This is a genomic window from Streptomyces lancefieldiae (assembly GCF_031845825.1).
GTDB lineage: Bacteria > Actinomycetota > Actinomycetes > Streptomycetales > Streptomycetaceae > Streptomyces > Streptomyces lancefieldiae.
Map to the genome: position 1 here is coordinate 81,096 of NZ_JAVRFH010000009.1, position 13,956 is coordinate 95,051.

General features: G+C 68.8%; 11 protein-coding genes. 8 read left to right on the plus strand and 3 right to left on the minus strand.

What is annotated here, in order from left to right:
- Positions 1-10: 10 nt before the first annotated feature.
- The 4 genes from RM812_RS11575 (at position 11) to RM812_RS11590 (ending at position 5,262) form a co-directional block, all read left to right on the plus strand.
- Positions 11-649 (plus strand): response regulator transcription factor, encoded by a 639-nt coding sequence (locus RM812_RS11575; RefSeq protein ID WP_311572375.1) that lies wholly within the window; start codon positions 11-13, stop codon positions 647-649.
- Between the two features lie 422 nt (positions 650-1,071).
- On the plus strand, positions 1,072-3,297 hold the full coding sequence (locus RM812_RS11580; RefSeq protein WP_311572376.1) for an MMPL family transporter: 2,226 nt from the start codon (positions 1,072-1,074) through the stop codon (positions 3,295-3,297).
- 76 nt (positions 3,298-3,373) lie between these two features.
- Positions 3,374-4,588, plus strand: coding sequence for a sensor histidine kinase (locus RM812_RS11585; RefSeq protein ID WP_311572377.1), 1,215 nt, complete (start codon positions 3,374-3,376; stop codon positions 4,586-4,588).
- Complete coding sequence (locus RM812_RS11590) at positions 4,585-5,262, plus strand: response regulator transcription factor (protein ID WP_311572378.1); 678 nt, start codon at positions 4,585-4,587, stop codon at positions 5,260-5,262. Before RM812_RS11585 ends, RM812_RS11590 begins: the two co-directional genes overlap by 4 nt.
- A gap of 1,256 nt (positions 5,263-6,518) precedes the next feature.
- Here RM812_RS11590 and RM812_RS11595 read toward each other — a convergent pair.
- A complete protein-coding gene (locus RM812_RS11595; RefSeq protein WP_311572379.1) occupies positions 6,519-7,244 on the minus strand; it encodes a hypothetical protein in 726 nt (241 codons plus the stop codon).
- Positions 7,244-7,975 (minus strand): TnsA-like heteromeric transposase endonuclease subunit, encoded by a 732-nt coding sequence (locus tag RM812_RS11600; protein ID WP_311572380.1) that lies wholly within the window; start codon positions 7,973-7,975, stop codon positions 7,244-7,246. Before RM812_RS11600 ends, RM812_RS11595 begins: the two co-directional genes overlap by 1 nt.
- A 493-nt stretch (positions 7,976-8,468) precedes the next feature.
- Here RM812_RS11600 and RM812_RS11605 point away from each other — a divergent pair, with 493 nt between their 5' ends.
- From RM812_RS11605 to adh, 3 genes are all read left to right on the plus strand, one after another.
- Positions 8,469-9,074, plus strand: coding sequence for an N-acetylmuramoyl-L-alanine amidase (locus RM812_RS11605; RefSeq protein WP_311572381.1), 606 nt, complete (start codon positions 8,469-8,471; stop codon positions 9,072-9,074).
- Between the two features lie 111 nt (positions 9,075-9,185).
- Positions 9,186-10,445, plus strand: coding sequence for a GAF domain-containing protein (locus RM812_RS11610; RefSeq protein WP_311572382.1), 1,260 nt, complete (start codon positions 9,186-9,188; stop codon positions 10,443-10,445).
- A 134-nt stretch (positions 10,446-10,579) separates the two neighbouring features.
- Entirely contained in the window at positions 10,580-12,103 is a 1,524-nt protein-coding gene (gene adh / locus RM812_RS11615; protein ID WP_311572383.1) for an aldehyde dehydrogenase, read from the plus strand.
- 428 nt (positions 12,104-12,531) lie between these two features.
- Here the strand turns inward: adh and RM812_RS11620 are convergent, their stop codons facing one another.
- Entirely contained in the window at positions 12,532-13,401 is an 870-nt protein-coding gene (locus RM812_RS11620) for a LysR family transcriptional regulator (protein ID WP_311572384.1), read from the minus strand.
- Between RM812_RS11620 and RM812_RS11625 the strand changes: the two genes are divergently transcribed.
- Positions 13,400-13,813: a hypothetical protein gene (locus tag RM812_RS11625; RefSeq protein ID WP_311572385.1), complete on the plus strand. Its 414-nt coding sequence runs from the start codon at positions 13,400-13,402 to the stop codon at positions 13,811-13,813. The genes RM812_RS11620 and RM812_RS11625 overlap by 2 nt on opposite strands.
- Positions 13,814-13,956 lie beyond the last annotated feature (143 nt).

Sequence of the window (13,956 nt, forward strand, 5' to 3'; positions counted from 1 at the left end):
AACCGGCCCGATGACTGTCCATATCCTGATCGTCGACGACCATCCCGTCGTACGCTTCGGCCTCCGCGGCATGCTCGAGGCGTACGACGACCTGCGGGTCGTGGGCGAAGCCGGCTCTGGCGACGAAGCCATCGCCCTCGCCTCCGCGACGAGCCCGGACGTCGTCCTGATGGACCTGCGGATGCCCGGCGGGACCGACGGCGCCACCGCGACGGCCCGCATCCGCCAGGAGCACCCGGGCGTCCGCGTTCTCGTGCTGACCACCTACGAAGGTGACGCCGACATCCTGCCGGCCATCGAAGCCGGCGCCACCGGATACCTGCTCAAGGACACCCCGATCAGTACCCTGACCGACGCGATCCGGGCAGCGGCCCGCGGCGAAACCGTCCTCGCCCCACCCGTGGCCGCCCGGCTGGTCACGCACGTCCAGGCACCCGTCGGACAACAACTGACCCCCCGCGAAACCCAGGTCCTCAGCCTCGTCGCACGCGGCCTGTCCAACAACGAGATCGGCCAGCAGCTGTACATCGGCGAAGCGACCGTCAAAACACACCTGCTGCGCGCGTTCGTCAAGCTGGGTGTCAGCGACCGCACCGCAGCCGTCACCGTCGCACTCTCCCGAGGCATCCTCGCCCCGCCGCACCCATGACGCTCCGGATGCCGGACAAGCAGGGTCAGCTCATTCTCGACGCCGCAGTGATCACATCGACGGCCCGTATCGATGGTGAGGTGGACAACGGTGTCTGTGTCGGGCGAGCCCGGGCGCTGCGGATGAGTGCACGGCACTCGCGTCAGCAATGCCTCGGCCGAGATCGATACGCCATCGAACTCCGATCGGCGACCCCCACGTCTGCGTGCGGATGCGACTGCCGGGCGTGACCTTGTCCTCGCCGCCAATGCGCGGCCCGAAGCCCATCCGCTCCGCCTGAGGGTGGACACCGTCCACTCTGCGTACTGCACGAACAGTACGTAGAGGTGTCCGCAGGCACATGATGACGATGACGCACCTGATCGCGAAGCATGAGAGGCAATCCGCCAACTCTTGACGATCACGACTGGAGTGCCCGACCTGTGGCTACCTTCCTCTACCGACTAGGGCATTTCTCTTTCCGGAAACGACGGCTCGTCGCCCTGCTGTGGGTGGTTGTTCTGGCCGCTTGTGTTTTCGCGGCGGCCAAGGCCCCGGCCGCGGAGGAGGACGGCTTCTCGATGCCGGGAACGGAGTCGCAGCAGGCATTCGACCTGCTCGACGAGCGCTTTCCCGGAGCCGGCTCGAACGGCGCCGAGGCGCGGATCGTGTTCGTCGCTCCCGACGGGCAGAAGGTCACCTCGGGTGCCAACAAGGCGGCCGTCGAGAAGATCGTCACCGAGGTAGGGGGCGGCAGCCAGGTCAAGGGCGCGATCGATCCGTTCACGACGCCCGGCGCCGTGAGCAAGGACGGCACGACCGCCTACTCCACCGTGAGTTACAAGGAGAAGAGCACCGACCTCACGGACGCGACCAAGGACACGCTGAAGAACACGGTCCAGGACGGGCGGGGCGCCGGGCTCACCGTCGACGTCGGCGGCTCCGCCCTGGAGCCCGCACCTGAACTGGGCGGGACCACCGAGATCATCGGCATCGCCGCCGCCGCGGTCGTCCTCATCATCACGTTCGGCTCACTGGCAGCCGCGGGCCTTCCCCTGCTCACCGCGATCATCGGCATCGCCGTCGGCATCGCCGCGATCATCGCCATCGGCTTCTCCACGACGACCACGACCCTCGCTCTGATGCTGGGCCTCGCCGTCGGCATCGACTACGCCCTGTTCATCGTCTCCCGCTACCGCTCGGAACGAGCGGGGGGACTCAGCGCCGAGGACGCGGCAGGGCGAGCCGTCGGCACAGCGGGTTCAGCCGTCGTCTTCGCCGGCCTGACCGTGATCATCGCGCTCGCCGGCCTGTCCGTCGTCGGCATCCCTCAGCTCACCAAGATGGGGCTCGCCGGGGCAGGCACCGTCCTCATCGCCGTCGTCATCGCCCTCACTCTGCTCCCCGCACTCCTCGGCTTCCTCCAGCAGGCGGTCCTGCCGCGCGGCCAGCGCAAGGGCAAAGAACGCGGTGACACGGAAAGCACCGAACAGGAGCGCGACAACAAAACCGGGAAGCCCAGCATGGGCACCCGCTGGGCGTCCTTCGTCACCCGCCGCCCGCTCGCCGTACTGATCTTCAGCGTGCTCGGCCTGGGGGTCATGGCCATCCCCACGTTCTCCCTGGAGCTCGGGATCCCGGGTGAGGAATCGCAGCCCACTTCCACCACCCAGCGCCGCGCCTACGACGCGCTCGCCGACGGCTTCGGCCCCGGCTTCAACGGGCCGCTCACCATCGTCGTAGACGCCAAGAAGGCCACCGACCCCAAGGGCGCGGCCCAGCAGGCGGCAGCCGCCCTCGCCAAGACCGAGGGTGTCGTGTCCGTGTCGCCCCCGATGTCCAACAAGAGCGGCGACACCGCGCTGTTCAGCGTCGTGCCCGCTACCGCCCCGACCGCCTCCGAGACCAACGACCTCGTCCACACCCTTCGCGGCGAGGCGGCCGGGCTCACGTCCGAGACCGGCGCGACGATGCTCGTCACCGGCACGACCGCCGTGAACATCGACGTGTCGCAGAAGGTCACCGACAGCCTGCTGCCCTACCTCGCGGTGGTCGTCGGACTCGCCGTCCTCCTCCTGATGGTCGTGTTCCGCTCCGTCCTGGTACCCCTCAAGGCGGCCCTCGGCTTCCTGTTCTCCGTAGGCGCCTCCTTCGGCGTGATCGTCGCGGTCTTCCAGTGGGGCTGGCTCGCGGGTCTGATCGGCGTGGAGCAGACCGGGCCGGTCATGAGCCTGATGCCGATCTTCCTGATCGGGGTGGTGTTCGGCCTCGCGATGGACTACGAGGTCTTCCTCGTGACACGCATCAGGGAGGCGTACATCCACGGGGCGGGGCCCCGGCAAGCCGTCGTCACCGGGTTCCGGCACAGCGCGCGCGTCGTCGTCGCGGCCGCCGTCATCATGATCGCGGTGTTCGGCGGCTTCATCGGGATGAGCGAATCGTTCATCAAGATGATCGGGCTCGGGCTTGCCTCCGCCGTATTCCTCGACGCCTTCGTGGTCAGGATGACCCTCGTGCCGACGGTCCTCGCACTCCTCGGCGACCGGGCATGGAAGCTGCCCAGGTGGCTCGACCGGATCGTGCCCGACGTCGACATCGAGGGCGAGAAGCTGGTCCGTACCCTTGAAACCGCCCCTGAGGTGAACACGCCCGAACCCACACGCGTCTGACAGGAGTCAAGGGGCGGGCTGTCCGTGCGAACGGCCCGCCCCCCGGCCACCGGGGCATCCGACAGGAGAAACGCACATGTCCCTCGACCGGCCACTGCGGACACGCCGCCGCACGCGCATCGTCGACGCCGTCCTGGCCGTGGTCACCTGGGGGCTCGTCCTGCTGGGCAGCACCCTCGACTCGGAGGCTGCATTCATCGGGCCCCCGGCCCCAGCCGTCGCTCTCGTCGCGGCCGTTCCCTCGGCGGCGCTCCTGTGGCGCCGCAGGCACCCACGGGCCGTCGTAGCGGTGACCACCGCGTGCGGGACGGCCCTCGCCGTGATCGGCAGCCACGTGGGCTTCGACTTCTCCCCCCTGATCCTGAGCACCGTCCTGGTCGCCGTGTTCTCCCTCGGCCTGCGGACCGACCAGCAAACCGGCATGCGCTACACCGCCGGGACCGCCGCCGTGGCGTTCGCCGCCTCCATGATCGAGCAAACCGGTTCCATGATCCGTCCCAGCCAGCCCGGCATCGTCGCCACCATCCTGCTCTCGGGCGCAGTCGCCTACGGAATCCGGACCCGCCGCGACTACATCGCCGCCGTCGAGGCACGCGCCGAACTGGCAGAACGCACCCGCGAGGAAGAGGCCCGCCGCCGCGTCGGCGAGGAACGCACCCGCATCGCCCGCGAACTCCACGACATCGTCGCCCACCACATCGCCCTCGCACACATCGAAGCAGGCACCGCGTCCTACTTCCTGCGGACCAAACCCGACGAGGCACAGAAGATCATCGACCGTCTCGCCGACACGACGTCCGACGCGCTGCGCGAACTCAAGGCGACCATCGGCCTGCTACGGTCCGAAGATGACCAGGAAGCCCCCCGGGAACCCGCTCCCGGGCTGTACCGGCTCCCGCAGCTGATCGCCTCGCTGGAGCGGGCCGGGTTGACCGTCCACCTCGTCCGGCGGGGCGAAGAACGCCCGCTGTCGCCAGGCGTAGACCTGACGGCCTACCGCATCGTGCAGGAAGCACTGACCAACGTCACCAAACACGCAGGCACCCCCGAGGCCACCGTAAGCCTGGAATACACCCGCACACTCGTCACGATCACGGTCAACGACAACGGACCGGCCCAGCGGCAGACCAGAAACGGAACAGGGTACGGCCTGATCGGCATGCGCGAACGTGCCACCTCCGCCGGAGGGCACGTCACCGCCGGCGGCCGGCCGGGCGGCGGATTCGAGGTACGCGCCGAACTGCCCGTAGACCCACGAGGGCCCGACCACGGCGAAAGGACCCGGTCATGACCCTGCGCGTACTACTCGCCGACGACCAAGCCCTTCTCACATCCGCCTTCCGGCTGCTGATCGACTCCTGCGACGACATGGAAGTGGTGGGTATCGCGGCCGATGGCGCCGAGGCGATCGAACTCGCCCGCGCCACCCTCCCCGATATCGTCGCCATGGACATCCGCATGCCCGTCCTCGACGGACTCGCCGCGACCCGGGAGATCTGCCGCGACGAAACCCTCAAGAACACCCGCGTCCTGATCCTCACCACGTTCGAGACCGACGAGTACGTAGCCGAGGCGCTGCGCGCGGGTGCCGACGGATTCCTCAGCAAGGACATCCGCCCCGAAGGATTCCTCGCCGCCATCCGCTCGGTCGCGGCCGGCGAAACCACGCTGTCCCCAGCAGCGACCCGCGCCCTGGTCACCCGCTTCCTCGCCCGCCCCCACACGGACAGCGGCCTCACACCCGCTTCCCTGTCCGACCTCACCGCCCGCGAACGTGAAGTCCTCATCCAGGTCGCCGAGGGCCTCTCCAACGACGAGATCGCAGAGAAGATGCACCTCTCGCTCCTCACCGTGCGCACCCATGTACAGCGAGCGATGGCCAAGCTGGGGGCCCGGCACCGGGCCCAACTCGTCGCCATGGCCTACCAATCAGGGCTGATTCGGGTAGAGCCACCGCGGACTTGAAGCTCTGGGAAGGCTTGCGTTCACTCATCCCACCGACCCAGCGGGACGACTCAGTCTGGTTTGGCACAATCCGCGTTCGGATGGAGCCAGACAGAGGACTGGACACACCCCTTGTAGCAGAGTGGCCCAGGTTAGTTGGCAGCCCGCGGTGAGGGAACGTCATGTCTCTGACCGAGGATTTCGGCAGCGTAGTCCGGTAGGAGGTTGTGGAGGTAGGTGTAGAAGGGCTGATGGTCCGGATTGCGCCCCTGGAGTTGGTGGATGACTCCAGCGTCGACCATCGCGACTCCCTCGACGGGGAGTGGTTGCAGGTCAGGTGCCAGACGCCACTCACTGCCAGTGAGCTGGGACCAGACCAGGGCGGAGAAGCCGATGCGCATCCGAGCGCCTCTCTGGGAGCCGCGGGCGAGGAGTCGGCGTCTGCTGGGGTAGTTCTCAACGGTCCTCTGCAGGTCCGACTCGGGGAGAGTCCAGTTCGCGAAGCGTTTCCGTCGGGCGGCGTAGTCCTCGGTCGGCTGGTCAGCGACGTGATCGGTAAGACGTTGGAACAGCATGGACAGATCGGCTCGGCGACCGTGTAAGCGCTCCTCCAGTGGGCGGAATCTTCCCCAAGAGGCCATCCAAGCAGGGGGGATGCCGAGATAGGTTCCCGCGTCTTTCAACGACATGCCCGTGACGGCCTGGACGAGGTGGGCTGCGAGCGCTCTGCGGATTGCGGTCTTCCCGGGAGAGCGGCCTGATGTGTGGCCGAGCGGTGCCGTGATGATCTCCGCCCATTCCTCGGGGAGAACTGGGGGATCGCTTTCGGCGAGTAGCTGCGCCGGCGGATCAGCAGGAACCCGGGCAGAGCAACGTGAGTGGGAAGGGGGCGAGGGAATCGCTGGTCAAGTAACTGGAGGACTTCGTGCCGGAACAGCGGTGAGCTGTCGCGTCGTAGGTTCAGCCATGTCTGGCCCCATGCAGCGTCGTCGAGTGGGGGCATCGCGGCGATGACCCGCCTGAGTTCGAGGCGGAGCTCTGACAGGGAGAGGTTCAGGATTCGTGCCGAGATCGCCAGCAGGGAGGTTGTGCCGCGGGCGGAGAAGACGTCACTGTCCCAGCGCTTCTGGGCGGTGGTGGAGATCCGCAGTGATGGAGCCGGCCCGGGGCGGCCGATGTCGTGATCGAGGGCGCGCGCGAGGGATGCGCTCGGCGCTAGGTGTATTGACCCGCAGCGTTGTTCACACGGCTGATGGGTGGCTTGCTGCCGAGTGTGATCAGGCAGCAGGGAACAAGCTCCGCTGCCGCAGAGCGTCATCCAGCAGTTGAGGAGCCTTCGGAGGCTGCTCGAGGTCTTCGCGCCGTCGGCGCAGGTCCGCGTCGACTGCGGCCTGGACGGTTCGCGCCTCCCGCGGCCAGGACGGTCCGGCCGGCTCCTGAGCGTCGGCGTACGGACTTGTCTCCCCAGCTGCCGGAGCCGTCGCAGGCGGGCGGTCTGATGCCGCGGCCCGGCCCTGGGAGGCCAGGCGTGAGCGGGACACCTTCTCCTTCCTGGTCATCTGGGTGGGCCACTGGTCGACAGGGGCTGCCGACCGCAGGATCTGAAGCAGGGCGGGCAGGAGCTCGGAGTCGCTGAGAACCTTGAGCTTGCGCAGACGGACGTCGGCCATGAGGGCCTCAACGGTCTTGTCCGAGAACGCCGGGACCTCGCCCTGCGGCGGAAGTCCCGTCCAGCGCAGGACGTGCCAGGTCTCGTGATTCAGATCCGCCAGAGTCCGGGGCTGGGCCCGCCGTCTCTCCCGGCCCGGCATCTCCACGACCTCCGCCAGAGGTTCAGGACGGTGGTGCATGAGCCAGCTGACCGTCCGGTCCTCCGTCTGGCCCTCCGCGCTGACCAGGACCACGCGACCGTGCTGGGGCTCCACCTCGTCGACGACCCAGTCGACGCCGTCGATCCGGAACCCGACCCCCGGCGCCAGCTCCAGCAGCCTCTGTGCGGCCATCACCGGGACCCCGTCCAGCCCGCTGGCCAGACCAGGGACGAATCACCCAGCGAACGGCCCAGGTCAAAGCCGAGCCTGCGATGCCAGAGCAGATGAACCGCATGAGCGCGGCCCACCGCCGGCACCCGTGTCGCCTGTACCAGTTCCCCGAACTCAACCGGCCCGTCGGCGGCGGCCGCGATAAGGGCCGGCTGGCAGCCCAGCTGGTCCGTCATCGGCCGCCGCTGTGCCGACAGCGCGTCCAACCCCGAGAGCACGTGCGGCCGCCAGCCAGTGATCACCGAGTAGCGCCGGCCGCATGCGGCCGCCGCCTCACGGGACGCTGCGAACTTCACCGCGTCCAGCTCGCCGACCAGTCCGACGGGCCGGATATCCAGCAGCCAATGCCCGCCGTCCCCCATCACCGCCAGGAAGTCGGGGATGTGCCCAGCGTGGCCGTCGACGTGCTCGAAAGCGAGGGCGAAGGGCTGCGGAAGCATCTCGATCACCGTCATGAAGTCCAGGGCCAGCAGGGCTGCCCTCTCCTCCAGCGATTCAAAGCCGTGCTTCCGCCCCGTCGAGACCAGGAACTCCAGCCCGGGACGGTGCCTCTGCTTCGTCCTCCACGAGAACCCGCGAACCGGCTTCGACGACAGCACCGGCACCGAACCCAGATCCCGGACCGGCCAGACGACCTCCGACCCGTTGATCTGCCACGCAGCCGTCCAGCGACTCGCCCAGTCATCCCGCATCACCAGCCGCGTACGGGCTCATCCAGGCTCCTGTACGACGACATCAGCTCGTCCAGGACGCACGCGTCAGAACGAACCTGGGGGACAGCCTTCGGATTCACCGCACCAGACCACCACCTTGCACGGCGCCCCGCAGTAGTTGATCACAACTGATCACTTCACAGAGTAACCACGGAGTGACGTCAGCATCGTTTGCCAACAAGCGTGCTGATTTGCCAACTGTGCTGCCTCGTCACACGCGCGCTCCACGCTCTCATCACTCGATCGAGTGAGCACTCTGTCCACAAGGCGGCGGCTGTCCACGGAACGGCGCGGCGCTCTACTGCGCAACCCGCAGTCGCCGTACGGTGATTCGCGCGGACGCACGTCGCACCGGGGCCGTCGGGCCTCCGTCCGCGCCAGCGGTTCTCTCTTCGGTTCTCTCTTCTCAGTCACGTCGCGCAGCCGAGCACCCCCACCCCGCCGGGGGCCCCACCGACGAAAGGCAGTCCCCATGGAAAGGGAAAGGACAACACCGGTTCCGACCAGGCGGCGGCTCCTGAAGGGCGCCGCGCTCGCCGCCGTCCCGTACACCCTGCTCTCCGGCACACACGCCGCCGCACGTCCCCAGGCCGTCGACTACCCCTCCGCGGAGTGGCAACCGGCGAGCACGTCCAACTACACCGTGTCGAGCCGCCCCACGGCCTATCCCGTCGACCACGTGGTCATCCACGTCACGCAGGAGACGTACGCCGACACCCTCGCCATCTTCCGCGATCCGGCCAGGCAGGTGTCCGCGCACTACGTCGTCCGGTCCTCCGACGGACACGTGGCGCAGTGCGTCCATGAGGCGGACGTCGCCTGGCACGCGGGGAACTGGGACTACAACACCCGCAGCATCGGAATCGAACACGAGGGGTGGGTGGACCGGCCCGAGTACTTCACCAACGCCCTCTACGAGCAGTCGGCCCTGCTCACCGCGGCGGTCTGCGCCAGATACGGCATTCCCCGGGACCGCACGCACATCATCGGTCACCACGAAGTACCGGGCAGCGACCACACCGACCCCGGGCCCCTCTGGGACTGGACCCGGTACATCAGACTGGTCAACTTCGCCTGACTCCAGGCGTACTGCGACGTCCGGTTGATCCGGCTGGTCGTAGAGGTTGTCCGCGCGTATCGGCGGAGTGACGATGTCTTCAGGCGCATCGCACCGTCCGGGGAGGCCGAGTTGACCGGTTCATGGCTCGCTCTGGAACCGGGGGCGGACCCCGCCGAACGCGCGCGGGCCCTGCGGCGCGCGCACGAGATGTTCACCGCGGCGGGGACGGTGCCGCGGCCCGTGCGTGACGTGGTGGCGGAGTCATGGCGGCGGTCGGTCCGGGCAGGTGTCGGCCCGGACGTCACCGCGAGCGTGGAGCTGATGGACGGTGACCTCGGCACCTACCGGGCCGAACATCCGCTGGCCCGGGTGATGCCACTGGTCCGAGAACTCATGGGCACGTTCGCCGCCGACGGCGAGCACCTGCTCGCGGTCTGCGACGCGCACGGCAGACTGCTGTGGGTCGAGGGGCATCCGGCCACCCGGCGGCGGGCGGGACGGATGAACTTCGTCCCGGGTGCCCGCTGGGCGGAGTCCGCCGTCGGGACGAACGCCCCGGGCACGGCGGTGGCCGTCGACCGGCCGGTTCAGGTCTTCGCGGCCGAGCACTTCATCCGGCGCGTCCAGCCGTGGACGTGCGCGGCGGCTCCGGTGCACGACCCCCACACCGGTCGGGTACTCGGTGCCGTGGACATCACCGGCGGGGACGGGCTGGCGCATCCGCACAGTCTGGGCTTCGTCCAGGCGGTCGCACGCGCCGCCGAGTCCCAGCTGGCTCTGCTCACTCCGGAGCGGCCCGGCGCCGACGCGGCCGAGCTGACCGCGTTGGGCCGCGACGAGGCGCTGCTGAGCGCGGACGGTCGCAGAATCCGGCTGAGCCGGCGGCACAGCGAGATCGTCGTGCTGCTGGCCCACCACCCGGAGGGCATGTCCGGTGACGAGTTGCTGTGCGCCCTGTACGAGGACGAGACGGTGACGCCGGTGACGTTGCGCGCCGAACTGGCCCGGCTGCGCGGGGTGCTGGGGCCGGGCCGGCTTGTCTCCCGACCGTACCGGCTCGCGATCCCGGTCGAGTCCGACGCCGCCGTCGTCGAGCGTCGTCTGCGGGCCGGCGCGGTCACGGCGGCCGCGACGGCGTACGCCGGTCCGCTGCTGCCCGGCTCCCAGGCTCCGGCGGTGGCACGGCTCAGGCGCCGGCTCGCCGACGATCTGCGCGCCTCACTGATCGCCTCCCGCGATCCCGACCTGCTGGCCGACTGGGCGCACGCGCCGTGGGGCGAGGACGATCGCGACATCTGGCACGCACTGGCCGCGATCCGGCCCACGGCCGTTGCCCGCTCCCGGCTGGCCGCGTTGGAGTCCGAACTGACGGCGCCGAACGGGTGGTGACACCTCCCGGCGAGTGAGGTCACCACCCGGGCCGTGACCGCCGCACACGCAACGTCTCCGCAACGTCCCGCTCCCTAGCCTCGCGGGCAGAGCTGTCCAACGGCGGGCAGTGCCCGATGAGAGAGGCAGGCAGGATGACCCGTTACGCGGCACCCGGCACCGAGGGCGCGATCGTCTCCTATGAGTCGCGCTACGACCACTTCGTCGGTGGCGAGTACGTGCCGCCGGTGCGCGGGCAGTACTTCGAGAACCCGTCCCCGGTGAACGGTCAGCCGTTCACCGAGGTCGCGCGCGGTACGGCGGAGGACGTGGAGCGGGCGCTCGACGCCGCGCACGAGGCCGCCCCGGGCTGGGGCCGCACCTCGGTGACCGAGCGTTCCTCCATCCTGTTGAAGATCGCTGATCGTATGGAAGCGAACCTGGAGCGCCTCGCTGTCGCCGAGAGCTGGGAGAACGGAAAGCCGGTGCGCGAGACGCTGGCGGCCGACATCCCGCTCGCCATCGACCACTTCCGCTACTTCGCCGGCGCGATCCGCGCGCAGGAGGGCTCGCTCGGCGAGGTCGACGACGACACCGTGGCGTACCACTTCCACGAGCCGCTGGGTGTCGTCGCCCAGATCATCCCGTGGAACTTCCCGATCCTGATGGCGACCTGGAAGCTCGCCCCCGCGCTCGCCGCCGGCAACGCGGTGGTCCTGAAACCCGCCGAGCAGACCCCGGCCTCGATCCACTACTGGCTGAGCCTGGTCGCGGACCTGCTGCCGCCCGGTGTCCTGAACATCGTCAACGGCTTCGGAGTGGAGGCGGGCAAGCCGCTCGCGTCCAGCCCGCGGGTGGCGAAGGTGGCGTTCACCGGAGAGACCACCACCGGGCGGCTGATCATGCAGTACGCGTCGGAGAACATCAAGCCCGTCACGCTGGAGCTCGGCGGCAAGTCGCCGAACATCTTCTTCGACGACGTCTGGGCGCAGGACGACGACTTCCGCGACAAGGCGCTCGAGGGCTTCACGATGTTCGCACTCAACCAGGGCGAGGTGTGCACCTGCCCGTCCCGGGCACTGATCCAGCGCGGCACCTACGGCGAGTTCATCGAGGCCGCCGTCGCCCGCACCGAGCTGATCAAGCCGGGGCACCCCCTGGACACCGACACGATGATCGGCGCGCAGGCGTCCACTGACCAGTTGGAGAAGATCCTCTCCTATCTGGACATCGGTCGGCAGGAGGGCGCCAAGGTACTCACCGGCGGCGAACGCGTGGAGTACGACGGCGAGTTGAAGGGTGGCTACTACGTCCAGCCGACGATCTTCGAGGGTCACAACCGGATGCGGATCTTCCAGGAGGAGATCTTCGGACCGGTCGTCTCGGTCACGTCCTTCACCGACTTCGACGACGCGGTCAGGACCGCCAACGACACCCTGTACGGTCTCGGCGCCGGGGTGTGGACCCGCGACATGAACACCGCCTACCGCGCGGGTCGCGCGATCCAGGCGGGGAGGGTCTGGACGAACTGCTATCACGCGTACCCGGCGCATGCCGCCTTCGGCGGCTACAAGCAGTCGGGGATCGGCCGGGAGACGCACAAGATGATGTTGGAGCACTACCAGCAGACGAAGAACATTCTTTGTTCCTACAGCCCGAAGAAGCTCGGGTTCTTCTAGAGCCTCAAGCCTGGTGCGGAAACCCGTGCATGGGGGTGTGCCCGTCGTACAGGTGGACCGACGGGCGCGCCCTGCTGCAGACGGGCCATCCCCTCAGGTCGGGCCCGAGGCCGTCGATCAGTCGTCCCACCGTTCAGAGCGCAGTGCCGGTCTCCTCGGCCAACGCCCGCAGAAGGCTGTTCTGGAACGCCTCGTCGTGTACGGCGCGGTGTGGCTGCATCCGCTCGCGGTGGTACCAGTGACCGCCGGCGGTCAGAGTCTCGGGGTCGTCGCTGGCGGCGAGCCACTCCTGCGTACGGTGGCCGAGTTCGAGGTCGTCGCACGCGCCCGGCCCGCCCCTCTTCGTCGGGCACCCAACCCGGGTCCACGGCGTTGCTCAGCACCCCGGGGCGCGTTCGTGCGGCGGCGTCCCACAGCTGCTGAGGCCCTCACGCAGTGGCCGGGGCATCGCCTGCCGCTTCGACTGCGGCGGCGACGAAGGCGGCGACGAGGGGGCGGCGGTCGGTGTGTGACCATGCGAGGACGAGTTCGCTGTTCGGAGCATCGGTCACGGGCCGGTACACGAGGTCCGGATGCATGGGCTGGGCGAGCGAACGGGGCAGGAGCGCGATGGTCCGCCCGAGCCTGATCATCTGCAGGGCCTCCGCGGCGTCCGTGACGGTGGGTCCCTCCCTGCCCTCGGGCGCTCCTGTCCAGCGCACCCCCTTCCAGCGTGGCAGCGTCTCCTGGGCCAGGTCGGCCAGACTCAGCTCGGTGCGGGAGGCTAGCCGGTGGTCCGGCGGCAGGATCGCGACGCGGCCCTCGACCGACAGCGTCTCGTGGTCCAGTCCGGTCATGTCATCGAACGGCGCGTACAACAGGGCCACGTCGGCTCTGCCGTCGCGGACGTGGTCGGCACGGTCGGTGGCTCCGCCGAAGAGGATGTCCACCTGGCGTGCGTCCGGTCGGCGAGCATAGGCGGCCAGGATGCCGGACAGGAGGTCCGCGTCGCCGCCGGGCTTGATCACCAGGCGCAGGTGGGGCTGCTGGTCGCCGGCCCGGCGTGCCTTCTCGGCTGCCACTGCGATCGAATTGAGCGCGTGCCGACCGTGGTGGAGTAGCGCTTCGCCGGCGGGGGTGAGGGCGACGTGCCGACTCGAACGCTCCAGCAGCTTCGCCCCGAGTCGGGACTCAAGGCGCCGGACGGCCTTCGACAGTGCGGGCTGGGCGATCGCCAGACGGGCCGCGGCATGACCGAAGTGCAGTTCCTCGGCCAGCGCGACGAAGTACTCCAGCTCGCGTGTCTCCAGGTCGGCCATGGCTCAAGAGTATCCCGCCATCCATTCCTGGCAGGCATCGAACGAGAACCGGCAGGTCTTGGACATCCGGGAAAAGCCCCTGTTCACTGGGGTCATGATTCACCACACGATGATCGTGGCGTTCGACGATCCCATTCCTGCGGACGTTCTGGACCAGTACTTGAAAGAGTTGGAAGAGCTCGTGACTGGCTCCGGGGTGGTCGAGTCGTTCGCGGCCCGGCATCACATCCGTGTTCCGGGGGACGACCATTCCCCCGTGGCCGTCGCCAGCGCCGTCGTGCAGCTTCGTCTGGCCGATCTCGACGCGCTGAACGCGACCTTCACCATGCCGGGGGCCGTCGACCTCATCAGGCGTTGGCAGGGCCGCTGCCCGTACAAGGCGATCTGGGTCAACCACGAGCCGCTGTCATGACCGGCTGAGCAGGCAGGGACGGTCCGGTCACCGGCGCGGCACAGCGGGATCGCTCGCGCCGGTGCGCTCGGCTTCGCCCGGCGCGGCGTCGACATCAGCGACGAACAGTCCGTCCAGCACGCCCTCACGCAGGTCGTGGACAA

Excerpts from the sequence above, each read along its gene's own strand:
- RM812_RS11575 (WP_311572375.1), top strand. The coding sequence starts at position 11 with ATGACTGTCCATATCCTGATCGTCGACGACCATCCCGTCGTACGCTTC.
- RM812_RS11585 (WP_311572377.1), top strand. The coding sequence starts at position 3,374 with ATGTCCCTCGACCGGCCACTGCGGACACGCCGCCGCACGCGCATCGTC.
- RM812_RS11590 (WP_311572378.1), top strand. The coding sequence starts at position 4,585 with ATGACCCTGCGCGTACTACTCGCCGACGACCAAGCCCTTCTCACATCC.
- RM812_RS11595 (WP_311572379.1), bottom strand. The coding sequence starts at position 7,244 with ATGGCCGCACAGAGGCTGCTGGAGCTGGCGCCGGGGGTCGGGTTCCGG.
- RM812_RS11600 (WP_311572380.1), bottom strand. The coding sequence starts at position 7,975 with ATGCGGGATGACTGGGCGAGTCGCTGGACGGCTGCGTGGCAGATCAAC.
- RM812_RS11605 (WP_311572381.1), top strand. The coding sequence starts at position 8,469 with ATGGAAAGGGAAAGGACAACACCGGTTCCGACCAGGCGGCGGCTCCTG.
- adh (WP_311572383.1), top strand. The coding sequence starts at position 10,580 with ATGACCCGTTACGCGGCACCCGGCACCGAGGGCGCGATCGTCTCCTAT.
- RM812_RS11625 (WP_311572385.1), top strand. The coding sequence starts at position 13,400 with ATGGCTCAAGAGTATCCCGCCATCCATTCCTGGCAGGCATCGAACGAG.
- RM812_RS11620 (WP_311572384.1), bottom strand. The coding sequence starts at position 13,401 with ATGGCCGACCTGGAGACACGCGAGCTGGAGTACTTCGTCGCGCTGGCC.